Raw genomic sequence first — 21,475 nt, forward strand, 5'->3', positions numbered from 1 at the left:
CCGTGACCGATATCAAGACGACCCAGGTCGTTTCGGCGGAAGCCGTTGCGGGGCTGGAGATCGCAGAGGTGGGCGCGAAGGCGGCCGCGCTCGGCAGGCTGGTGGCCGCGGGCTATCGGGTACCGCCGTTCGTGGTGCTCACCACGGGTGCGTGCGCCCGCATCCTGGCGCCGGCGGCGGATGCCATCGCGCGGGCGATAGCCGACCTGGACCACACCGACCCGCTGTCCCTGCGATCGGTGGCGAACAGCATCCGCGAATTGATCGCCGGACTCGCCCTGCCCGATGACATCGCCGACGAAATACATACCGCTGTAGGAACATTCGGTGCAGACGCGCGTTTGGCGGTGCGATCCTCGGTCAGCGGCGAGGATTCGGCCGCCGACTCCTTCGCGGGCCAACTCGACACCATGCTGAACGTCGCCGCCGACGCGGTGGCGCCCGCGGTGCTGGCGGTGCTCGCCTCCGCCTACTCGGAACGCTCCCTCTTCTATCGAGCCCACCGCGGGCTGGACAACGCGCGCATCGACTGCGCCGTCGTACTCCAGGCGCTGATCGAATCCAGCGTCTCCGGCGTGGTTTTCAGCTGCAACCCGCAGACCGGCGACCCGGCCGAGGCGGTGGTTTCGGCCGGTCTCGGGCTGGGCGAGGGGATTGTGTCGGGCCTCGTCGAGTGCGATACCTACTTCGTCGACATGCGTTCCCGGACCGTCGTTTCCCGCGTGATCGCCGAGAAGCGGAGCCGGATCGTCGCATCGGCCGCGGGCACCGCGCTCGAGCGGATCGACCCGGTCACCGAGGCGGCGTTGACCGACGCGCAGGTCGCCGAATTGGCCGTCACCGCCACCGCGCTCGCCGAATCCGCGGGCGCACCACAGGATGTCGAGTGGGCCTACGACGGCGCGGGCACGCTGTATCTGTTGCAGTCCCGTCCGGTGACCGCGACCGGCCAGCGCGAAACGATCTTCGACAACGTCAATGTCGCGGAGTCCTATCCCGGCCTGTCCAGCCCGCTCACCTTCTCCGTGCTGCGGCGGGCCTATGAACAGGTGTTCCGGGTCTCGCACCGTGATTTCGGCGCGACCGGCTCGATCGTCGACCGCAATGCCGCGGCGCTGTATCCGTACCTCGTCGGCACCGCGCACGGTCGCATCTACTACAACATCAGCAACTGGTATCGGCTGTTCCTGCAAATCCCGGGAATGGAATTCGCCATCGAGGGCTGGGAGGCCGCGCTCAATATCGAGAACCGATACCGGCGTCCGGCCGCCCCGGCACGCGGCATCGCGCGCATCCGCACGTATCTGCTGCGCGCGCGGGTGATCGCGGTCGTCGGGGCCGGGTGGCTGCGCCTGCCGCGCAGATTGCGTTTCTTCGCCGCCGAGCTCGCGCGGTTCACCGCCGACCTCGAGCGCCGCCTCGCGCCGGAAACCCCGGACCGCGAACGGGATCCGCACGCCCTGCTGGATTGGCTGGAGCGCTGCTTCGCCGAACTGGTGCCCGCGTACTCGGTGCAGATCTTCAACGACTTCCTCGCACAGCAGCTCTTCCACCTCGTCGGCATTCTGCTGGAGCGTGCGGGCATCCCGGGAGCCGACACCCTGCGCAACGAATTGTTCTGCGGGGAGGAGGGTGTCGAGAGCGTCGACCCGGTCCGCTCGGCGCTCGCGCTGTCCGCGACCATCCGAGCCGACCGCGGGCTGCGCGAACTGTTCGAGAGCCCGGCCGATACCGATCAGGTGTGGAAGACGCTGGCGCAGCCGGAATTCGGCGGCTTCCGCCTGGCCTGCCTGCGGCATATCGCGCTGTTCGGCGATCGCACGGTCGATGAGCTGAAACTCGAGACCGATCCGCTCGGCGAACATCCCGAGCGACTGGTTCCGATGCTGCGCAACTACCTTCGCGGCGGGCAGAACATCGAGGAAATGCAGGCGCGCGAGCGGCGGATCCGGCGCAGTGCGGAAAAGACCGTGGCCCAAGCCTTTCGCGGCAAGCGGCTGGAACGACTCGTATTCCGTTTCGTGTTGGGCCGCGCACGGGAACACGTCAAACAGCGTGAGAACATGCGGTTGGGCCGCAGCCGCTCCTTCGGCCTGATGAAACGGGTGTTCCGGGAATACGGGCGGCAGTTGCACCGGGCCGGTGTGCTCGACGATCCGCGCGATGTCTTCTGGCTCACCTATGAGGAGATCGCCGGGCTCACCCGCGGTGCCGCCGTCGACACCGACGCCGCGCGCACGGTCGCCACCCGTAAGCGCGACCACGAACGCTGGCGCGCGGTGGCGCCGCCGTCGCGCATCGTCACCTCCGGCATCGCCGCAGCCACCCTCGCCGATCCCGTACCGCAATTTTCCGAGGCCGACGCGTCGGGCACGGTGCTCGTGGGCGTCGGCTGCGCGCCCGGCCGGGTGGAGGCGCCCGCCCTGTCCATCGCGACACCGGATCCGGATATCGAGATAGCGGGCCAGATCCTGGTCGCCGCGACAACGGATCCGGGCTGGGTGTTCCTGATGGTGGCCGCGGGCGGTCTGGTCAGCGAGAAGGGCAGCATTCTCTCGCACACCGCGATCATCGGCCGGGAGCTCGGCATTCCCACCGTGGTCGGCGTCAAGGACGCCACCCGTCTGATATCCACCGGCGACGTGCTGGCCCTGGACGGCAAGGCCGGGACAGTCACCCGCATAGCCCGGGAGGGCGAATGAGCGAAAACTTCAGCCTGGAGCACTATCTGGACGCCGCCGCGCCCACCTTCGAGCGGCGTTTCGACGAGTTCCGGCCCTATGTGACCAACGCCCGGGAAACCGGTTTCGTACTGCGCGAGATCGCCGGACCCGCCGGACCCGTTGTGCGGGTGCGTGATCCGAGCGGTGGCGGGGTCCGCGACCTGATCATGCTCGGCTCCAACAACTATCTGGGACTCGCCAGCGAACCCGAGATCGTCGCGGCGGCCATCGAGGCCACCCGCGAATACGGAATCGGTTGCGGCGGACCACCGCTGCTGAACGGCACCACCTCACTGCACCGCCGTCTGGAGGAACGGCTGGCCGAGACGAAGGGCTGCGAAAGCGCGCTCGTCTTCTCCTCGGGCTACGCCGCGAATATCGGTTGGGTGACCGGTCTGCTCCGGAAAGGCGATGTGCTGATCTACGACGAGCAGAGCCACGCCAGCCTCTACGACGGCATCCAGTTGGGCCGGGTGCGCTCGATGGCGTTCGGCCACAGCGATATCGACCAGCTGCGGCACCGGCTCCGGCAGGTGCGCTGGCGCAACCCGGGTGCGAATATCGTCGTCGCGGTCGAGGGCGTGTACTCGATGGACGGCGATATCGCGCCGCTGCCGGAGATCCGGGCGCTGTGCGATTCGTTCGGGGCCTGGCTGGCCATCGACGACGCGCACGGCACCGGTGTGCTCGGTGCGAAAGGCCATGGCACCGCCGAACATTTCGGCATGGACCCGGGCGCGGTGGACCTGTCCATGGGCACCTTCTCGAAGGTGTTCGCCACCACCGGCGGATTCGTCGCGGGTTCCCGGGATCTCATCGACACCCTGCGATTCTTCGCACGCTCCTATATGTTCTCGGCCGCGCTGTCGCCCGCGGTGGTGGCGTCGGTGCTCGCGTCGATCGATTTCATCGATGCCCACCCGGAACGCGTCGCCCAATTGCACGACAATTGCGCCTATTTCGTTCATGGACTGCGTGATATGGGGTTCAGCGTCGATCCGCAGACCGCGATCATCCCGCTGCTGGTGCCCCGGCGGCTGGCGGTGGCCGAGGTGGTTTCGGCCATGCACGAGGCGGGCGTATTCGTCAACGGCGTCGAATTCCCCGCCGTCCCACGCGAACTCCAGCGGTTGCGGATCTCGATGATGGCCACGCTCACCCTCGCCCAGCTGGATTTCGCGCTGGAGCAGATCTCGATCGTGGCTCGCCGCTTCGGATTTCACCCTGAGCAGGAAGGTGCCGCCTGATATGACCGATACGAATATCGCGGTGGGCGGCACCCCCGAGGAACGCGCGCTGGTGCACGCCGCCCTGGCTCGACCCAGCGAGCTGGAACGAATGCGGTTGCGCGAGTTGGTCGACGACATCGCGGACTGGCCGGAATTCCTCGCCCTGGCGAAGGTGAACGCCACGGTGCCGCTGGTGCGGCGGCGGCTGGAGCGCGAGAATCGTCTCGACCTCCTACCGCCACCGGTCGCGGCCGAATTCGCGGCGATCACCGACCACATCGCCGAGGTCAACGACCGGCGACTGCACGCGGCCATCGAACTATTGGCGCGCTGCCACGAACGCGGCATCCGCTGTGTGGTGCTCAAGGGCATGCTGTTCGCCACGGAGATCTATCGCGATCCGCGCTACAAGCGGATGAACGATCTGGACATCCTCGTCGAACTGGATCAGGTCGACGCCCTCATCGGCGTCTACCGGGAGCTCGGCCTGTTCGCCACCACCGAACTGCTCGGGAAGGCGCCGAAGATTCGCGCCGAGCGCTCACATCACCTCCCTTCGTTCGTTTCCCGTGACGGCGCGCTCGTCGTCGGCACGCACTGGGGTCTGATCACCCCGCTCGCGCCGTACACCGTTGACTACCGCGCTATCTGGAATCGGGTGCGCCGCATCGACTTCCACGGTGTTCCCGCATGGGCGATGGCGCACGAGGACAACCTGCACCACCTCGGCATCCACCTGCCCTACTACAAGACCGGTGTTCGTGAACTCGGCGATATCTGGAATCTGGCCCGCGGCGCCGAACTGGACTACGGCCTGTTGCGGTCCGAGATCGCCGCGGCGGGCACCGAACGGCTGATGTATCACGCGCTGTCGCTGGCGCACCGGCTCGTCCCCATACCCGAATTCGCCGAGCTGATCGCCTGGCTCGAACCGGACGTCGACCGGTTCACCCGCTACGACACTGCCCGCAAGACGGCCGATATCCATACCCTGCTGCGCAGCCGGTCCACCCACACCTCGCGAATCGAGAAGGCGTACACCGAGTTCAATATGACCGCGGTGGCGAGCGAGAAGCTCGCGTGCTTCGGCAGGCTGTGGTCGAATCTGCTGCTGGTACCCGGCGACGAGGCCGCGAAGATGAGCTCGCTGCGCGCACCGAGCGGGCTGCCCGCGCTGGGCGCGCGAATCGCCGCCCCCTACCGGCTGACTCGCGTCTTCCAGCGCGATCTCGGCCGATGGCTGTTCCCGGCGGCCCTGGCCAAAACCGTCTTCGACCTCGCGGCCAGTTACGGCGGCGAGCTGCGGGGCGGTGCCGAGAAGGCAAAGGGCATAGCCGAATTCGCCGCGGAACTCGGTCTCGATCGCGCCGAACTGCAAGCGGTGCTGGACAGTCAGGAATGAACGGCCCGAATTTCCGGACGGTGCTGTGGGATCTGGACGGCACGCTGATCGGATTGCGGCGGCGGACCTTCCGGATGTTGATGCCCGCGGTGGCCGCGTGGTGGTTCCGTGATCTCGTCGCGCCGCACCGATTCCTGCTGGCCTTCGGCGGTGCCCTGAAACCGGTGCGCGCCAACGACTCCACCGAGTCGAACACCGATCTGATGGTGCGGTTGCTCGCCGAACGTCTGCGGATCGACCGCGCCGTGGCCGGTATGCGATTCCACGACTTGGCGGTGCACGGATTCTCGCTGCTGCGGTGGTGTTTTCCACCGGTGCCCGCGGCGGTGCACACCGTCGGACTGCTGCGCGCGGCGCGCATCGGGCAGGTGATCGCTACCAACCCGCTGTGGCCGCGAGAGACGGTCGAAACCCGATTGCGCTGGGGCGGTTACGATCCGGCTGCTTTCGAGCTCATCACCAGCGGGGACACCATGCGCCGGTCCAAGCCCAGCATCGAGTTCTATCGCGAACTGCTCGACCGGCTCGGCGCGCGGCCGCGGGACTGCGTGATGATCGGCAACGACGCCGCCAACGATGCGCCCGCGGCCGAGCTCGGCATTCCGGTCTTTCTGGTCAATGTGCCAGAAAGTGATGTGCCACAACAGTATTCATCGACAGGTTTGGTCACCACGGGGGATTGGTCCCGGCTGCACGGGTGGCTGGGTATCGAGGAGAAGTCATGCTCGTCGTCCTGAATCCGCGGTCCAACGCGGGTACGGCACTGGCCAAATGGCAACCGGTGGAGCGGGAACTGCGCCTGCGCCACCCCGGCCTCGTCGTCGAAACGCCAACGGACCCACAGGCCGCCGTCGAACTGGTGCGCGGCGGGCTCGCCACCGGAACGATCGTGGCCGCGGGGGGCGACGGGATGGTGAATCTGGTGCTGAACGCGATCATGGATCCCGAAACCGATCGGCCGCGTTCGGAGCGCATCGTGCTCGGCGGTATCGGATTGGGCAGTTCCAACGACTTTCACAAACCGATGAGCACCAACGTCGGCGGCGTGCCCGTGCGCATCGATGCCGAACGCGCCGCACCGATCGACGTCGGCAAGGCCACCATGCTGCTGCCCGACGGCACCCGCACGGTGCGCTATTTCCTGCTCAATGCCAGCATGGGACTCGTTGCGGCGGGCAATCATTCGTTCAATCAGGCCAGGGGCGCGATCGGCTGGCTCAAATCGCGCAACGTCTCGGTGGCGATCGCCGCCACCGCGCTGTGGAATATCGCGACGCACAGCCCGCTGACGCTGCGACTGCACGGCACCGACTGGACGCATACCGCGCCCGTCACGAATGTGGGTGTGCTCAAGAGCGTGCACTTCGCCGGTGGCATGCGCTACGACACCCCCGTGACCAAGGCCGACGGCATGTTCGACGTGAATATCTGGGCGGCCGCCCCCCGGCTGCGGATCCTCGGCCTCATCGCAGGCCTCTACCGGGGCAGGTTCACCGGATCTCCGCTCGCCACCTGCCTTCGGGACACCGCCGTGGAACTGCGTCCGGCGAACCCGGCGCCGCTGGAACTCGACGGGGAGATCACCATCGTGGAATCGGCTCGCCTGCAAGTACTTCCGCGTGCGCTGCGGGTGTGCGCGGCATGACGGTCGTGCTGATCACCGGTGCCGCCAACGGTATGGGAGCGGCGACCGCACGGCATCTTTCGGGGCTCGGATACACCGTCGTCGGCAGCGATATCGTCGAGCGACCGGGCCTGGACCCGGTCGATGTCAGGGATGACGCGGCCGTGCGTGCGTGGGTGCGATCGGCGCACGACGCCTTCGGCCGCATCGACGCGGTGGTCACCTTCGCCGTCTCCGCCATCGTCGGTGCGGTCGAGGAGACCGAACCGGACGAGGCCGCAACGATTTTCGACATCAATGTGCTCGGCGCCCACCGGGTGCTGCGCGCGGTACTGCCGATCATGCGCGCACAGGGCAGCGGCCGGATCGTCCTCGTCAGCTCCGGCGCGGGCGCCATCGCCGAACCCTTCGGCGGGTGGTACTCGGCCACCAAGGCCGCCATCGAACGCCTCGGCGAGGCGGTGCGCATGGAGACGGCGCCCTTCGGCATCCATACCTCGGTGCTCGCCCCGGGCTGGACCGTCACCCCGATCATCGATTCGGCCGTGCGGGTATCCGAACCGATCGATGCGTACACCCCGGCCCGCACCGCCGTCGTCGAACGCGTCACCGGATATCTGGAGGCGGGCCAAACCGCCGAAGCGGTGGCCCGCACCGTCCAGCGCATCCTGGCGGCTACCACTCCGGAGCAGCTCTACCTGTGCGGATCCGATGTGCGCTCCTCGTTCTGGAGCCGCAGGCTGCTGCCCGCGCGCCTGTACCACCGCCTCGTCCGCCGCTACTACGGAGTCTGAATCGGCTACCGCCGCAGTCCATGGGCGCGGGCGATGAGGCTCTCCATCACCGTGCGCGGCAGCAGCCTGCGGACGGCGAACATCACCGGTGCGTTGCTGCCCACCGCGTAGAGCGGCCGCGGGCGGGGAGCCTCGATCGCGGTGACGATGGTCGCCGCGACCCGCTCCGGTGCGATGCCGTCCGCCTGATTCTTGTCGAGGCGATCCATGAAACGGTCGAAATCGGCACGGTGCGGGGAGTTTTCGCGCACGTACTTGGTGCGGCGCTCGCGGATGCTCGTCGCGATCTGGCCGGGTTCCACGGTGGTGAACCACACCCCGAACGGGGATTCCTCGAAGCGGGCGGCGGTGGCGAACCCGCGCAGCGCCGCCTTGGCCGCGACATACGACGAGCGGTAGGGCATCGGAAAACTGGCGAGCATGGAACCGACCATGACGATGCGCCCGAACCCGCGCTCCCGCATGCCGGGCAGCACCGCCTGGCCGAGCGTGATCGCGCCGAGCACGTTGAGCCGGAACAGCCGCTCGATCGCCTCGGTCGGCAACTCGGCCAGCGGCCCGGCCTGACTTTCGCCCGCATTGTTGACCAGCACATCGACGACGCCGAGCCCGGCCGTGAACTGCTCGATCGATGCGGTATCGGTGAGGTCGAGCGCGCGATAGTCGACACCGGCAATGCGGGCGTCCTCGGCGATCGTCGCCGGATCGCGGCTGGTGCCGATCACCTGGTAGCCGCGCGCCACCAGTGCGGTGGCGGTCGCCTTCCCGATACCGGACGACGCGCCGGTGACGACTGCGATACGGGCCATGGTGACTCCTGAGCTGTGGTCGACGGATCCCTGTGACGGTATCCCAGGCCCCAGCTCAGTGCGGGAGCGGTGAGGTCTCCGGTTCGCCGACGCAGCCGCGCCGGTCTCAGCTGCCCGCGGATCCGGTGTTCGGGCTCGGGTCGGTCAGCTGGTAGGTCGCCAGTACGGCTTTGTGGTCGGTGACCCACCGTTGCGGGCTGGCGATGAAATTGTCCTGGGTGTTCTCGTCGGTCCGCGTGCTGCGGACGATCGAGCCGCGCGGGCCGACCAGTCCGGCCGAGGTCAAGGTCAGCGCCGCACCGGGACCGGTGAAGATGTAATCGATGCGGTCCCGCTCGTCGGCCTCGGGGGCCCAGGTGAGTTTATTCACCGGCGCCTCGGGATTGCTTGCGGGCCAAGTGAATCCGGGGTGGGTCACCGGGTCGGGATAGCGGGAGCGGTAGGCGTCGGCGAAACCCGCCTGCTGTAGTCGGCGGGTGCTGCCCCACGGCAGCACGACGCCGTTGTGGTCGAACAACTGGGCCGTGGCCGGGGTCCAGTCCAGGGCGGAGGGCTCGTTGAAGTCGCCGCCGAGGATGACCGTGCGCCCGGCCGCCATTTCGGCCCGCGCGTCGTCGAGGAATTTCCCGATGGTGTCGGGACGGCCCGAGGCATCGTTGACCCGCTGGACCACCGCCGGATCGGTGACCGGGCCGCCGGGCAGCTTGTTCCAGCCGTACCGCGCGAATTCGTCACCGGAACTGCCGGGGGCATATCCGCGCGGCAAATAGGTTGCGTACCAGCGATATTCGAGGTGGGCTGCGTAGACGGAGAACGGTTTCCCATCGATGGTCAGCCGCGCCCGCGTCATCCAGCCGAGCTGCGCCGCGGATTCGATCGGGAAGATGGACAGCACCCCGGTGTCGTCGGAGGGGGCGTTCGCATAGGTTCGGCCCCTGCGTTGCAACGCGTCGGCGATGCGTCCGGTGGCGCCGCGGAACGCCTCGGTCAGCGTGACGATCGAGGCATCGAGCGAAACGATCAGATCGGCGACGAGATCGATACCGCCGGAGATGTTGTCACCGGCCTGCCAGATGTTGATGGCCAACACCCGGATCTCGCGGCCCGGCACGGCCCTGGCGATCGGCGGCACGAATTGCGCGGCGGCGGCAGCACCCGCCAATGCGCCCATGCCGAGGATGACATCGCGCCGTTTGATGGCGTCGGACATGCGGAGACTCCTAACGACTGGCGAAACCGGGAACAGGGTGATCGTCGAGCACCGCCGTGTCGCCCAGGTGGATCGAATGCTGCCGAGATCATTCGCCGACGTGAACCATCTTGTGCCGCAGCGCCGAATCCGCCGCGCGATGGGTGAATTCGGTATCGCCTACGCGGATCGGTCCGAGGCGGATCACGCGGCGCTGCCAGCGGCCATCGAGACCGGACGGGTTGCGGCGGACGATCGCGGCTAATGGACGAATCTCGGTTCGGACCAATCGAAATCGGCTCGTGCGTCGAAGCAGTTGGCGAGTGGTCTTGTTCGAGTAGAGGTTTGGCTATGCGATTTACGGCGGGTATTTCCGCGGAACGAACGATTGCGCGTGCGGTGCTCCTTCCGGACGCGACCGACGAGGCGGAACACCTCCGATTCATGGAGTTGCGCGGTCCCGGTGGTGTGGACAGGATCGGACCCCGATCCGTGCTCGACCAGCTAGCGGCCGAAATCGATGAGCCGGACACGATCGATGATGTCGGCGTCGTCTACCGGACCGCCGAGGAGCGGCGCGCCATGGTCGCCGAACTCGCCTCGGGCGCATGGCATTCGGCCTCGCTGGTGTCGGTGCGGTCCGCGCTGCTCGCCGCGATCGGGAATGCGCGGGAACTCGATGATTTCGGCACGGTCGCGGCATTCGACGTCGCCGAACATCAGGTGACCTTCGTTGTCGTCGGCGCCGATCGGGACCGCATCGTGGCGACCGGTTCGTGGCGGTCGACGGTCGCGGCCGCGGGTGTCGCCGACGCGATCACTCGCGCGTGGCGCTCGACGGATACCGCGGAACTGCGCCTCGACGCGGCCATCGTATGTGGTTCTCTGGCAGGGGAATCGGCCATGTCGGCGGTCCGCCGCCTGGGATCGCGACAGGCCCCGATCGAGGTGCGGTATCGCCCCGAGGCGGTGACGCGCGGCGCCGCGCTCGTCGCCGCCGGTCCGAGACATAGTGCGCCGGTGCCGATTTCCGGCACAAGATCACGCGGCCCGATGCTCGCCTTCGGCTGCGCGGCATTGGCCGTCGCGATCGGTCTGATCGCCATTCGCGTCGAAACCGGCCGGGCTTCGGTGGCGCACGCCGCGGGCGTCCCGGTCGCACTGCCGACGCCCGGCCTGCCGCACCCGCCGCCCGCGCCACCGCCGCCCGCGGTGACAATCGCCGCGCCGGCACCCGAAATCTCTTCGATACCAACACAACCCGTAGCAACCGATGCGCCGGGCCCGACGGAAACCCCAACGGCCACCACCCAGCCCCCGACAACCGTCGGCGCCCCGAACATCGTCGGCCTGTTCCCCAGCGAATCCCCGCCACCCCCCATCGGCGCGGGCCCAACCGAATGGCAGACCTGGTGGGACAACCATCTGAAGCTGAACCGCCAATGGCTGAACGGCGGCTGAGCGTCACGAACGCCTGCGCCGCGCGGGTATCGCGGGGTCGCCGACGGTGACGGCGTGGGTGCGCGGCCCGGGCGATTGGGGTTGGGCCAGCAGCGCGGCGCAGATGATCGCCAGAATTCCGATCAGCTGGAGTATCGACAGCGTCTGATGCAGGAACAGATATCCGAGCAGGGTCGCCACGATCGGGCTGCCGAGGGAAAGGAAGGAGACCGCCAGCGCGGGCAATTCACCGATGCCGCGGAACCAGATCGCGTAGCTGATGACGGCGCCGACGGAGATGAAATAGGCGAACCCGGCGATATTTGTTCCGGTGATGTCCGTCGGCAGGCCCTCGGCGCACAGCAGGAATGGCAGCAGTACGAGTCCGCCCGCCACGAGCTGCCAGCCGGTGAAGGTGAGCAAGCCGACCCCGTCCGGACGTCCCCATCGTTTGGTCAGCGTAATGCCGGTGGCCATGCAGACCGCGCCGCTGAGCGCCGCCGCGACACCGGCGAAGTTCAGTCCGACCGTTCCCTTGAATACGAGGAGTACGGCGCCGCCCGCGCCGAGGGCGCAGGCCACCACATGCGCAGGCCGAATTCTGTCGCCGATGAACAGCGCCGCCAAGATCAGGACGAACATCGGCTGCATCGACATGATCACCGCGATTATGCCGCCCGGCAGCTGAAAGGTCGCGACGAACAGCAGATAGAAGAACGCGCCGATATTGAGCGTCCCGAGTATCAGCGACCGCCACAGCCAGATTCCGCGCGGCAAGGTGCGAGTGCAGGCCAGCAGAATCAGGCCCGCGGGCAGTGCCCGGACGGTGGCGGCCAGCAGCGGCCGGTCTGGCGGCAACCATTCGGTTGTCGCCAGATACGTGGTGCCCCAGGACGCGGGCGCCAGCGCGGTCACGCCGGTGGTGCGAAGTCGCTGACCGGCTTTCACGCCATTTCGCCGAATCGCCGGCCGCGTGACATATCCGCGTTCACGTTGAATTGCTCCTTTAAGGTTGCGCCCAACCGGTGCCGGCGGCTCGGCGCACTGGCTGAAATCACCAGTGCGCCACCGATTTTCAATATTCGAGTGCGCTCGTCACACCCGGACGCCCAGTGCGTCGAGCGCCTTGGCCAGCTCCTGTTGGGCGTCCGCCGGAAGTTCGCGAAGGGGCCGGGGAAGGTTCGGCGCATTCAGGAATCCGAGCTGTGCGGCGCCGGCCGTGAGGACGCGCAGGCTCCCGTAGCGGCGGAACAGATCCCAGAACGGTTCCATCCGGTCCGACAACGCCATGGCCCGCTCGGTATCGCCATCCGCGATGGCTCGCACAATCGTCAGGCATTCCTCGGGCAGCAGGCCGCCGATGACGCTGAACCACATATCCGCACCCGCGATCAGGCCGCCCGCGCCGAATTCATCGAGGCTGAAGCCGATGGCCACATCGCTGCGCACCTTGCTACGCAGCGCGGCGATTCTGGCGGCCGCCTGATCGGCGGTGGCGCCGGGAGTTTTCACCGCGCCGACATTCGGCAATTCCGCGACCCGCCCGTGCAGTTCGTCGCTGAAGGTGAACTTCGTGGTACGCGGGTTCTCGTACACGCACAGCGGCACCGACAATTCCCGTGTGACGTCCTCGTACAGCCCGAATACCTCCTCATCGGTGAGCGGCTGGTAGGAGACGGGGGAGAGCAGCACCGCCGATGCGCCCGCCTTTTGCGCGTCCTCGGCCAGCGAGAGAACGTCCTTCGTGGTCAGTGCGCCGATGCTGATCATGACCGGAACGTCGCCCGCGGCATCGACGGCGATTTTCGCGATGCGTTCGCGCTGCGCGCGGGTGAGGTAGGCATAGTTTCCGGTCGAGCCGAGCGCACCGATCAAATCCACGCCCGCCGTGACCAGCCGGGTGACGAGGTGCCTGAATCGTTTCTCGTCGACGTCGTCGTCTTGGGTGGGGGTGAGGGGAAAGGCGCTGAAACCAGTGAACATGGAAATCCTTTCAATTCCCGACAATATGTGGCAGGTGAGCCGCCGAAAACACGTGCTCGTTCGCGGTCGATGGATCGCCGGGCCACAGCCGCAGCTCGCCCAGATCCGGCCGCAGCACCACGGCCGCGACGGTCCGCTCCCGGCGGATGTCTCCGCTATCCCGGACGCAGATCGGCGCCGCGGCGAGCAGCCGGTGATGTCCCCGGATGTCATCCGCGGCCGGAATGCCAACCGCGCGAACCGCTTCGAGCCGCCGCCGGGACGAGTTCCCGGCGAACACATTCAGCTCGTCGCGCGCCCCGAAATCCGGATGCAGGAAGTGGTTGGTGTGGAACAGCTTGTCTCCCTCCAGGATTCGCCGCTCGCAAGCCAATGCCTCGACGCATACGGTGCGGCTCGCGTCGCAGAGCAGGAAGGCCCGCGAACTCGCCAGCGGGAGGTCGTGCAGGATCGCGACGGCGTGCTCGACGCTGTCGGCGGTGTCGAGCAGATGCCGGATCGCCAGGTACGGCGGTACACCCGGCCCCCAATTCCCGCCGAGGACGAGATTGAGGCCGACGGCGAGCCCCGCGTCGTTGACGCCCAGATAGCCGAGGAGTCCGGCGAAGCTCAGCACCACCGAGCGGTGGCGCGGACCCGAGACGGCCAGCACCGCGATCTGATCGTCGAGATTGCCGTTCAGATCGATGGTTTGGCCGAGCACCGGCGCGCGGCGGCTCGTCGCGTAGCTGGTGCAGTCACCCGCGGTGATCCGGTTGTAGCCGAGTATTTCGCGACGCAGTTGCAGCAGCCACGCCTCGTCCCGGCCGATGCCCGCGCCGATCGCCAGCCCGTCGACCTCTTCGGCCAGATCCGGTAGCGCGGTGATCACCGCATCGCGATGGGCCGCGATGCGGGGCCGCACCGATTCGAGGCTCACCGGCCGATCGGTCAGGTGCCCGAGGCGGGCGAGCGAGTCGTCGAGGAAGTCGCGCAGTCGTCCGGCGATGGCCTGCCCGTGGGTGAGCCCGCGGGTGCGGGCGGAGCCGGAGATTTCGAGCAGCGGCGTCAATGGTCGTGCCCATTCGATCGGAGTGCGGTGACGACGTCGCCGAGGGTGCGCATCCGGGCGAGGTCGTCCTCGGTGAAGTGGTCGAGCCCGACCTCGGCCGCTCTACATAGCGATGTCAGGAACAAGATCTTGTTGAGCGAGGTGAGTCCGTAGGCCTCGACCAGGTCCAGGTCCGGGTCGAGCGCCGCGGGTTCCGGACCGTTACGCAGTACCTTCGCGAGCTGGTCCCGGGCCAGGGTGTCGAGATCGGCCGGCATGGATGCCCTCCTTCTGGTCGTCGAGTCGGTCGCGGTACCGTTCCCGGATCCGGTTCCTTATCGGCTTGAATTGGCCGGTGATCAGCCCGTTTTCGACGGTGAAAGGTTCGTCGGCGACGACGGCCCGCGCGATGCGCTCGTCGGGTTCGCCCGCGGCGTTGACCGCGTCCAGCGCCTCGGCGATGGCCGCGGCGCCGCCCGGGCCGGGTACGACGACGGCGACCAGTTCGGTCTGATTCGGGCAGAACACAACGCATTCGGTGACGGCGCCCGTGTCGCGGAATCGGGTCTCGATGGGCCGGACGACGATCTTCTTACCGTTGTCCAGGACGATGACGTCATCGGACCGGCCGAGGATATAGAGGTAGCCGTCCTCGTCGATTCGCCCGAGATCGCCGGTGCGGACCACGCCGCCGGGTTTGAACATCCGCTCGCTGTCGCCGGGCGCAGCATAGGCGTATGCGGTGTTGACGGGATGATCGCTGCGGACGCAGACCACGCCGTCGTCATCGATGACGATCTTCTTGCCCGGCAACGGTTTACCGACGCTGCCCGCGCGGTGCGCGCCGGGATGGTTCTTGGTGGCGATACAGGTTTCGTTGAGGCCGTAGCCCTCGAAGATCGGCAGCCCGGCGTCGTCGAAGAACCGCAGCACGGCGGGGTCGGCGGGCGCCGAACCCGTCCACAGGTAGCGGATGCGGTCGCCGAACAGTTCCTCGGCGGCCGCGGCCGGATCGAGCCCATCGCCCGAACGGCTTTCGATATGCCGTTTGGCGGCGTCGAAGAATCCGGGCACGCCCATGACGACGGTCGGCCGCACGGTGGGCAGCACCGCGAACACCGACTGGTAATTGGTGATGGTGATGTCGTGACCCCAGCGCAGCGCGGAATACAGCCAATAGCGTTGCTGGAGTAGCGAAAGCGGGAGGAAGACGAGCAGGTTGTCACCGGGGCGATGGTCGAAGATGCCCTGTACGGCTTCGATGCTGGAGTCGATGCTGCCGACGGTGGCCGCCAGCCCCTTCGGCACTCCGGTGGATCCGGAGGTGAACTTGACGGTGGTGCATTCCAGGGGGCCGTATCCGACCGGATCGAGTTCGGCGGGTGGTTCGTCGGCGTACGCGGAGATCTCGGCGATCGGCAGCACGCCGGACGCTGCGTCGATCACCTTGTCGCAGTAGAGCATTCGCAGCCCGTAGCGGTCGATCAGGTCGGCGCCCGCGGTGAACTTCCCCGGCTCGAAGCCCGCCGTCTGTACTTTGATCATCAGTGCCGCGACGTCGAGCAGCGCCCATTCGAGGCCGTTGGCGGCGAGCACCCCGATTCGATCGCCTTCGCCGATACCCAAGCGCCGCAAGGCATTCGCGACGGCTCGGGCGCGGTCGTGGAATTCGGTGAGCGGCATCGTCCGAGTTCCGCCGAGGCTTGCGACGGTGAGGACACCGGCGTGCTCGGGCCGGTGCGTGACGATGTGGTTGATGATGGATGTCACTGGCCTCCCTTCGTTCACAAGGCGTCGGCGATGATCATTTCGAGCACCTCGGACGGCCCCTCGTAGATGCGCAGGGATCGGACCTGGCGGTAGAGCCGCTCGACCGGGCTGTCCGCGACGAGCCCGGCGGCGCCGAAGATCTGCACCGCGGCGTCGGCGATCTCGCCCGCCGCCTCGGTGGCGTTGAGCTTCGCGACCGCAGCGTGTTTGGCGTATTCCTCGCCGTGGTCGGCGGACCAGGCGGCGCGGGCGGTCAGCAGTGTGGCGGCCGCGATCTTGACCTCCATCGCCGACAGTGCGGATTTGACGAGCTGTAGGTCGGCGAGGCGGCCGGAGTAGGCGCGTCGCCCGCGGGCCCGTTCGAGCGCGTATCGGTAGGCGCGCCGGGCGAATCCGATGGCGGCGGCGGCGACCGTGACGCGGGCCCGTTCGAGCACGTCCAGGGCGACTATGTAGCCGTGGCCGCGCTCGCCGAGTATCGCGTCCGGGCCGACGCGGCAGTCGGTGAAGGTCAGTTCGGCCCAGGAGCGTGGTGCGATCGCGTTGATCGGTGCGGCCTTCAGCCCGGGGGTGTCGCCGTCGACGAGGAAGGCGGTGAGCCCCAATGGGCCTGGCCCGTCGCCGGTTCGGGCGAGTACGACGCACAGGTCGGCGATATCGCCTTGGGCGATCCAGGTTTTGCTGCCGTTGAGGACGAATCCGGTTCCGTCCGTTGCGGCTTCGAGCGTTACCGCGCCGAGGTCGGAGCCGGCCGCCGGTTCGGACAGGGCCAGCGCCCCGGCGCTGGTTCCGGCGGCGAGACCGGGCAGATGTCTGCGGCGCTGTTCGGCGGTGCCGTGGCGGATGACGGCGGCGGCGCTGAGTTCCTGGATGGAGTAGACGAAATCCGCCAGGTCCTCGTGGAAGCTCAGGGCCTGGCGTCTGATGCACACCGAGCGGAGGTCCGAGCCGTCGCGGTGTTCGGGGTGTAGATGGTCGAGCCAACCGGACCGGCCGAGGTCGGTGAGTAGGGCGCGGCAGCGTTGCGCGGGGCCGACTTCGGTGGGATGCGCCCAGGTATCGGCTCGTTCGGCGCACCAGCGTTCGATCCGCTGGGCCAGTGCCCGGTGTTCGTCGTCGAACAGCGGGAGCTCGAGTATGCCGGGCTCGAACGTGGTCGGAAGGGGCACGGTTACAGACCATTTCTGATCGTCAATGGATTGTCATACTACGTGTTTCATCCGCGAGTTCGTCTTGATTCTCGACGGGTGGTAATCCTTATTTACCGCATCGACGATCGGGATGCACTCGACGACTCTGGAGCGAATCTCCGGAAATGACTCGGCGACGCGTGTCTAATTCGATTATCGTCCGCCGGAGATCTCGACGTCCCCCAATGCAAAGAAGTGCTACCGGCCTCGCCACCGGTCCCTCTCCGGAGGGCTGGTTCAGTGTATCACGATATGCAACCATCTGGAAGGGATTTAATTAGCCGCTGGGGCAGGGTGTTTCGTCTCCGGCCTCGATGACAGTGGATGGATGTGCCTGAAAGGTCTTGGTTACCAAGTTGATTCATGGATGCGCAGTTTCGTGGCCGCAACCATCGACTTCGGTGGAGGCTGGACCGGCTTGAACTGTACGGCCGTCCATCTCGTGTGGTCTACATGCTGAGAGTGGGTGTCTAATACATTGCACGCTACTGACTTTCGCTTGTTTCTGACCTCCGGATCGGCGGAGAGCATATCGTTCGCACAGCAAAGGAGTCGCGGTCGTCCGCGCGATCCCTGTCCCGGTCGGCGGGACACGGCTAGGGCCGAATCCGCCTGCGGCCAGCGGCATTTCCGGAAGCTGTCGGCATCCAGGATCGTGTCAACGGGTCCTGCCACGATGCCGAACTGCTGCCGCCAACCGGCATGGACCGTGAAACAAGTTGGGTGGCAACGGATATAACCCGGTAACCAGCTGGATCGAGCAATCATGGTATCGCGACCTCGCCGCATCCGGGGCGGTATCGACGCGGCTGTCGACCTCGTCCGGCGAGCAATCCTTTCGTGATCTTGAAATAGCACGAGGATGTCTATTCAAACGATCATTCTTTTACGGGTTGTGTAGCCCCGATAACTCGGGGCACCCGCACAGTGAACGTCTTGACTGATGTGGCACAACGGGATTGAATAGCATCGACGTGGATTAACCAAGAATCATCCCAACCCTGTGAAGGCGCAGATGACGAGACCTTCCGCGAATACGGGCGACGTGCCGAAAAATTGGTACAACATTCTCGCCGACATTCCGTTCGAGCTGCCACCCGATATTCCGCCGCCCGCCCGTTCCGGCCAGCCGGATGCGGTGAAACTACAGCTGCCGCTCGCGCTGGTCCGGCAGAGCATGACTCGCGAGCGGCTGATCCCCATTCCGGAGCCGGTTTTCGAGAAATATCTGTCCTGGCGTCCGACGCCGCTGCGGCGAGCGCGGGCGCTCGAACAGCACATCGGCACCCGGGCCCGCATCTACTACAAGTACGAGGGCGGCAACGCGAGCGGCAGCCATAAGCTCTGTTCGGCGGTGGCGCAGGCGCATTACTACGCGGCCGCGGGGGCGCAGCGCCTGGTGACCGGTACGGGCGCGGGCCAATGGGGTACCGCGCTGGCGGTGGCGTGTCAGCAGTTCGGGCTGGCCTGCAAGGTCTACATGGTCGCGAAGAGCTTCCGCGAAAAGCCCTACCGCCAGACCATCATGCGGCTCTACGACGCCGAGGTCGTCCCGAGCCCACCCCCGGATGCCGCGCCATCCGCGCGCCGGGGCGAGGTCCATGCGGAAAATATCGCCTACGCGGTGACCGAGGCCTTCGAGGACGCGCTGGCGCACCCGGGGACGCAGCTGAGCGTCGGCAGCGGGGAGGCGTACTCCATCCTCCATTCCACCGTGGTCGGCCAGGAGGCCCGTGACCAACTCGGGCCGGCGAACCAGCCCGATATCGTGATCGGATCACTCGGCGCCGGAAGCAATTTCGGCGGTATCGCCATGCCGTTCATCGGTGCGAAACTGCGCGGGGAGGCCGAGGTGCGCTGCATCGCCGTGGAGGCGCAGCGGTGCCCGAAGCTCACCCGCGGCCGGTACTGCTACGACTACACCGACGGCTCCGGCGTATCGCCGCTGCAGAAGATGTACACGCTCGGGTCGCGGTTCACCACGGCGGGTGGGCATGTCGGCGGCCTGCGCTATCACGCCTGTTCGAAGATCATCAGCGCGCTGTACCACCATCGCATCGTCGAGGCGCTGGCCTATCCCCAATTGGATGTCTTCGCCAGCGGAGTGCTCTTCAGCAGGCTCGAAGGCATACTGCCCGCACCGGAATCGGCGCACGCCATCCACGCGGCGATCGAAATGGCCAAACAGGCGGACGCGGAAGGCGCCGCCCCGGTGATCCTGTTCTGTCTCAGTGGTCACGGCCTGTTCGACCTGGCCTCCTACGAGGCGTACCTGAACGGAACCATGCAGGACACGCCGGTGTCCGACGAAGAGATTCGCCGGTCCCTGGCCCAGCTTCCGCAACTGAACGGATAAGGCAGTGGAACCGAAAACCCTCAGCAGACAAGAGATTCGGGCCACGGTGGTCTCGGCGCTGCTGGCGACCAAACCGGATCAGCAAGCCGGCGCGCTCGTCGACGACGAGACGGCCATCGGTGGCGCGGGCCTCGGCATCAGCTCGCTGAATATGTTGCAGGCGCTGGTGCGGATCGAGGACAGCCTGGGCATCGTCTTCGACGACCGAACCGTCGCCGACGCGGCGCTGCACTCGGTGGGCTCGGTAGTCGATCTCGTCGAACATGTGCTGGCGGAGCAGCGCAGGTGACGAACGTCCGGCAGTTGCACACGGGGCTCGCCGTCGCCGAGGAGCGGGTGGCGGGCGCGCCCGCCGTCGTGCTGTTGCACGGCTTCGGCAAGTATCACGGCCATCTGCTCGATCTGTGGCCGCGATCGGATATGGACTGGTCGGTGGCGGCGGTCCGAGCGGGTTTCCGGATGGGGCCCGCGGTTTACCGATGGTTCGGCTACGAGGATCTTCCGGACGGCAGCGTCGCGATAGCGATGGAGGAGGAACGCCGCAGCCGCGCGGCATTGATCGCCTATCTCGACGAAATCCGCAGGGACGAGCCACTTTTTCTGTTCGGCCACAGCCAGGGCGGGATGATGGCGTTGAGCGTCGCGCTGCTGCGACCCGACCTGATAGCCGGCTGCGCGGTGGTGAACGGGCGCATCCTTCCCGAAACGCTGGCCCTGCTGCCGGAACGTCCGGACCTGGACGGCATGCCCGTATTCGTCGGCCACGGCATCTCGGATCCCGTCGTGAAGATCGACAAAGGCAGGAACGCGCGAGACTTGCTGGAAGACATGGGAGCCGGCCTGACCTATCGCGAATACCGCGGCGGGCACGACATCACGCCGGACATGGTGGCCGATGTCGTCGCGTGGGTTCGAATCACGTTGGCGCAGGGGCTCGGAGGGAGGTGCCGTGAACGTCCGGGTATCGGTTCGGGGAGCGTCCTATGAACTCGGCGAGCATGCGGTCGGCTACCGCGGCGCCCATCGTTTCGCGGAGAAGATCGTCAGCTACGAGATGCTGGACGACGCCGAAACATGGGGCTGGGGGCGATATTTCAAATCCGACCGCGATCGCGCGGAACTCGCGGTGGCATCGGCGCGCCGCACGCTGTCGATGACGGGATGCGCCGGTGCGGATGTGGACGCCGTCATCCTCTGCGCCGCGGAGTTCCCGTCGAGCGTGGACTGCCATGCCAGCTACTGCCGAGTGGTGCTCGAAACGCTCGGCCTGGAGAACGCGTTCGTCATCGGCGTGACGCTGGGGCGATGCAATACCCTGCTGTCCGCGGTGCATCTCGCGGATCGGCTCGTCGCGTCCGGGACGTATGACAGCGTCCTCGTCATCGTCAGCGACCGAATCACGGACGAGGAGAGGCGGTTTCAGCAGTTCGCACTCTTCAGCGACGCTGCGGCCAGCTGCCTCGTCACCGCACAGCCCGGCGATCTGGCCATCGTCGCGACCGGATCCGCGCTCGACCCTTCCGCTTTCGACGCGATGGGGCGGTTCAGCGGGCGGCTCGGCCGCGTCGCCGCCGACGGGATCACCCGGCGATGCGGTGTCCGGCCGGACGAGATATCCGTTGTGCTGCCACCGAATCTGTTCGTGCCGATCGTCCGGATGAGCGAAGGCCAGTCCGGCTTCCGGCCCGATCAGCTGTATCTGCGGAATATCGCGAACCGCGGACACTGCTTCAGCGCGGACCCGCTGGTGAACCTCGTCGACCGGCAGCATGCGGACGGCACGCGGCCCGGCGAATACGTCCTGCTGACTTCGAGCGTGCCGGGATCGCGCGTGAGCATCCTGGCCCAGGTACTCGATCCTTGATCTCGGCTATTTCGATGTGCTGCCACGGAATTGGTGCGGATAGGCGAGGCGAACTCATACACCTTGTGTCAC

20 protein-coding genes are annotated in these 21,475 nt (G+C 66.9%); 12 read left to right on the forward strand and 8 right to left on the reverse strand.

The annotated features are described in order from the left end of the window. Positions 1-2: 2 nt before the first annotated feature. From F5544_RS14255 to F5544_RS14280, 6 genes are read left to right on the forward strand one after another with little or no spacing between them, the layout of a single operon-like run. Positions 3-2,702, forward strand: a complete 2,700-nt coding sequence (locus F5544_RS14255; RefSeq protein WP_167473643.1) for a PEP/pyruvate-binding domain-containing protein — start codon at positions 3-5, stop codon at positions 2,700-2,702. Next, positions 2,699-3,970 (forward strand): aminotransferase class I/II-fold pyridoxal phosphate-dependent enzyme, encoded by a 1,272-nt coding sequence (locus F5544_RS14260; protein WP_167473644.1) that lies wholly within the window; start codon positions 2,699-2,701, stop codon positions 3,968-3,970. The genes F5544_RS14255 and F5544_RS14260 overlap by 4 nt, the downstream gene beginning before the upstream one ends. Position 3,971: 1 nt before the next feature. Then, positions 3,972-5,354, forward strand: a complete 1,383-nt coding sequence (locus F5544_RS14265; RefSeq protein ID WP_167473645.1) for a nucleotidyltransferase family protein — start codon at positions 3,972-3,974, stop codon at positions 5,352-5,354. After that, entirely contained in the window at positions 5,351-6,091 is a 741-nt protein-coding gene (locus tag F5544_RS14270; protein WP_167473646.1) for an HAD family hydrolase, read from the forward strand. Before F5544_RS14265 ends, F5544_RS14270 begins: the two co-directional genes overlap by 4 nt. Next, positions 6,076-6,999: a diacylglycerol/lipid kinase family protein gene (locus tag F5544_RS14275; protein WP_167473647.1), complete on the forward strand. Its 924-nt coding sequence runs from the start codon at positions 6,076-6,078 to the stop codon at positions 6,997-6,999. The genes F5544_RS14270 and F5544_RS14275 overlap by 16 nt, the downstream gene beginning before the upstream one ends. Next, a complete protein-coding gene (locus F5544_RS14280; RefSeq protein ID WP_167473648.1) occupies positions 6,996-7,772 on the forward strand; it encodes an SDR family NAD(P)-dependent oxidoreductase in 777 nt (258 codons plus the stop codon). The genes F5544_RS14275 and F5544_RS14280 overlap by 4 nt, the downstream gene beginning before the upstream one ends. Positions 7,773-7,777: 5 nt before the next feature. On the opposite strand, the gene F5544_RS14285 is transcribed toward F5544_RS14280, so the two are convergent. Together F5544_RS14285 and F5544_RS14290 are read right to left on the reverse strand one after the other, a co-directional pair. Further along, a complete protein-coding gene (locus tag F5544_RS14285; protein WP_167473649.1) occupies positions 7,778-8,581 on the reverse strand; it encodes an SDR family oxidoreductase in 804 nt (267 codons plus the stop codon). 106 nt (positions 8,582-8,687) lie between these two features. Continuing rightward, positions 8,688-9,791 (reverse strand): endonuclease/exonuclease/phosphatase family protein, encoded by a 1,104-nt coding sequence (locus F5544_RS14290; protein WP_167473650.1) that lies wholly within the window; start codon positions 9,789-9,791, stop codon positions 8,688-8,690. Between the two features lie 76 nt (positions 9,792-9,867). On the opposite strand from F5544_RS14290, the gene F5544_RS14295 reads away from it, so the two are divergent. Together F5544_RS14295 and F5544_RS14300 are read left to right on the forward strand one after the other, a co-directional pair. Further along, complete coding sequence (locus tag F5544_RS14295; RefSeq protein ID WP_167471230.1) at positions 9,868-10,035, forward strand: hypothetical protein; 168 nt, start codon at positions 9,868-9,870, stop codon at positions 10,033-10,035. A gap of 86 nt (positions 10,036-10,121) precedes the next feature. Next, on the forward strand, positions 10,122-11,231 hold the full coding sequence (locus F5544_RS14300) for a hypothetical protein (protein WP_167473651.1): 1,110 nt from the start codon (positions 10,122-10,124) through the stop codon (positions 11,229-11,231). Between the two features lie 3 nt (positions 11,232-11,234). On the opposite strand, the gene F5544_RS14305 is transcribed toward F5544_RS14300, so the two are convergent. The 6 genes from F5544_RS14305 to F5544_RS14330 form a co-directional block, all read right to left on the reverse strand. Further along, positions 11,235-12,158: an EamA family transporter gene (locus F5544_RS14305; protein ID WP_167473652.1), complete on the reverse strand. Its 924-nt coding sequence runs from the start codon at positions 12,156-12,158 to the stop codon at positions 11,235-11,237. 147 nt (positions 12,159-12,305) lie between these two features. Beyond that, the gene (locus tag F5544_RS14310; RefSeq protein WP_167473653.1) at positions 12,306-13,193 is read right to left on the reverse strand and encodes a dihydrodipicolinate synthase family protein; all 888 of its coding nucleotides are present in this window, start codon (positions 13,191-13,193) and stop codon (positions 12,306-12,308) included. 10 nt (positions 13,194-13,203) lie between these two features. Beyond that, a complete protein-coding gene (locus tag F5544_RS14315; RefSeq protein ID WP_167473654.1) occupies positions 13,204-14,244 on the reverse strand; it encodes a C45 family autoproteolytic acyltransferase/hydolase in 1,041 nt (346 codons plus the stop codon). Beyond that, positions 14,241-14,501 (reverse strand): acyl carrier protein, encoded by a 261-nt coding sequence (locus F5544_RS14320; RefSeq protein WP_167473655.1) that lies wholly within the window; start codon positions 14,499-14,501, stop codon positions 14,241-14,243. Before F5544_RS14320 ends, F5544_RS14315 begins: the two co-directional genes overlap by 4 nt. Continuing rightward, a complete protein-coding gene (locus F5544_RS14325) occupies positions 14,446-15,993 on the reverse strand; it encodes an AMP-binding protein (RefSeq protein WP_203217559.1) in 1,548 nt (515 codons plus the stop codon). Before F5544_RS14325 ends, F5544_RS14320 begins: the two co-directional genes overlap by 56 nt. A 14-nt stretch (positions 15,994-16,007) precedes the next feature. Then, positions 16,008-17,162, reverse strand: a complete 1,155-nt coding sequence (locus F5544_RS14330; RefSeq protein ID WP_167473656.1) for an acyl-CoA dehydrogenase family protein — start codon at positions 17,160-17,162, stop codon at positions 16,008-16,010. 1,036 nt (positions 17,163-18,198) lie between these two features. On the opposite strand from F5544_RS14330, the gene F5544_RS14335 reads away from it, so the two are divergent. From F5544_RS14335 to F5544_RS14350, 4 genes are read left to right on the forward strand one after another with little or no spacing between them, the layout of a single operon-like run. Next, positions 18,199-19,539: a TrpB-like pyridoxal phosphate-dependent enzyme gene (locus tag F5544_RS14335; RefSeq protein ID WP_167473657.1), complete on the forward strand. Its 1,341-nt coding sequence runs from the start codon at positions 18,199-18,201 to the stop codon at positions 19,537-19,539. A gap of 4 nt (positions 19,540-19,543) precedes the next feature. Next, complete coding sequence (locus F5544_RS14340; RefSeq protein ID WP_167473658.1) at positions 19,544-19,828, forward strand: acyl carrier protein; 285 nt, start codon at positions 19,544-19,546, stop codon at positions 19,826-19,828. Next, on the forward strand, positions 19,825-20,526 hold the full coding sequence (locus F5544_RS14345; protein ID WP_167473659.1) for an alpha/beta hydrolase: 702 nt from the start codon (positions 19,825-19,827) through the stop codon (positions 20,524-20,526). Before F5544_RS14340 ends, F5544_RS14345 begins: the two co-directional genes overlap by 4 nt. Further along, entirely contained in the window at positions 20,489-21,403 is a 915-nt protein-coding gene (locus F5544_RS14350; RefSeq protein WP_167473660.1) for a 3-oxoacyl-ACP synthase, read from the forward strand. Before F5544_RS14345 ends, F5544_RS14350 begins: the two co-directional genes overlap by 38 nt. Positions 21,404-21,475: the final 72 nt, after the last annotated feature.

The organism is Nocardia arthritidis, from assembly GCF_011801145.1.
Classification (GTDB): domain Bacteria; phylum Actinomycetota; class Actinomycetes; order Mycobacteriales; family Mycobacteriaceae; genus Nocardia; species Nocardia arthritidis_A.

Coding starts and splice junctions, on each gene's coding strand:
- F5544_RS14260 (WP_167473644.1), top strand. CDS start 2,699: ATGAGCGAAAACTTCAGCCTGGAGCACTATCTGGACGCCGCCGCGCCC.
- F5544_RS14265 (WP_167473645.1), top strand. CDS start 3,972: ATGACCGATACGAATATCGCGGTGGGCGGCACCCCCGAGGAACGCGCG.
- F5544_RS14270 (WP_167473646.1), top strand. CDS start 5,351: ATGAACGGCCCGAATTTCCGGACGGTGCTGTGGGATCTGGACGGCACG.
- F5544_RS14275 (WP_167473647.1), top strand. CDS start 6,076: ATGCTCGTCGTCCTGAATCCGCGGTCCAACGCGGGTACGGCACTGGCC.
- F5544_RS14280 (WP_167473648.1), top strand. CDS start 6,996: ATGACGGTCGTGCTGATCACCGGTGCCGCCAACGGTATGGGAGCGGCG.
- F5544_RS14285 (WP_167473649.1), bottom strand. CDS start 8,581: ATGGCCCGTATCGCAGTCGTCACCGGCGCGTCGTCCGGTATCGGGAAG.
- F5544_RS14290 (WP_167473650.1), bottom strand. CDS start 9,791: ATGTCCGACGCCATCAAACGGCGCGATGTCATCCTCGGCATGGGCGCA.
- F5544_RS14295 (WP_167471230.1), top strand. CDS start 9,868: ATGCTGCCGAGATCATTCGCCGACGTGAACCATCTTGTGCCGCAGCGC.
- F5544_RS14300 (WP_167473651.1), top strand. CDS start 10,122: ATGCGATTTACGGCGGGTATTTCCGCGGAACGAACGATTGCGCGTGCG.
- F5544_RS14310 (WP_167473653.1), bottom strand. CDS start 13,193: ATGTTCACTGGTTTCAGCGCCTTTCCCCTCACCCCCACCCAAGACGAC.
- F5544_RS14320 (WP_167473655.1), bottom strand. CDS start 14,501: ATGCCGGCCGATCTCGACACCCTGGCCCGGGACCAGCTCGCGAAGGTA.
- F5544_RS14335 (WP_167473657.1), top strand. CDS start 18,199: ATGACGAGACCTTCCGCGAATACGGGCGACGTGCCGAAAAATTGGTAC.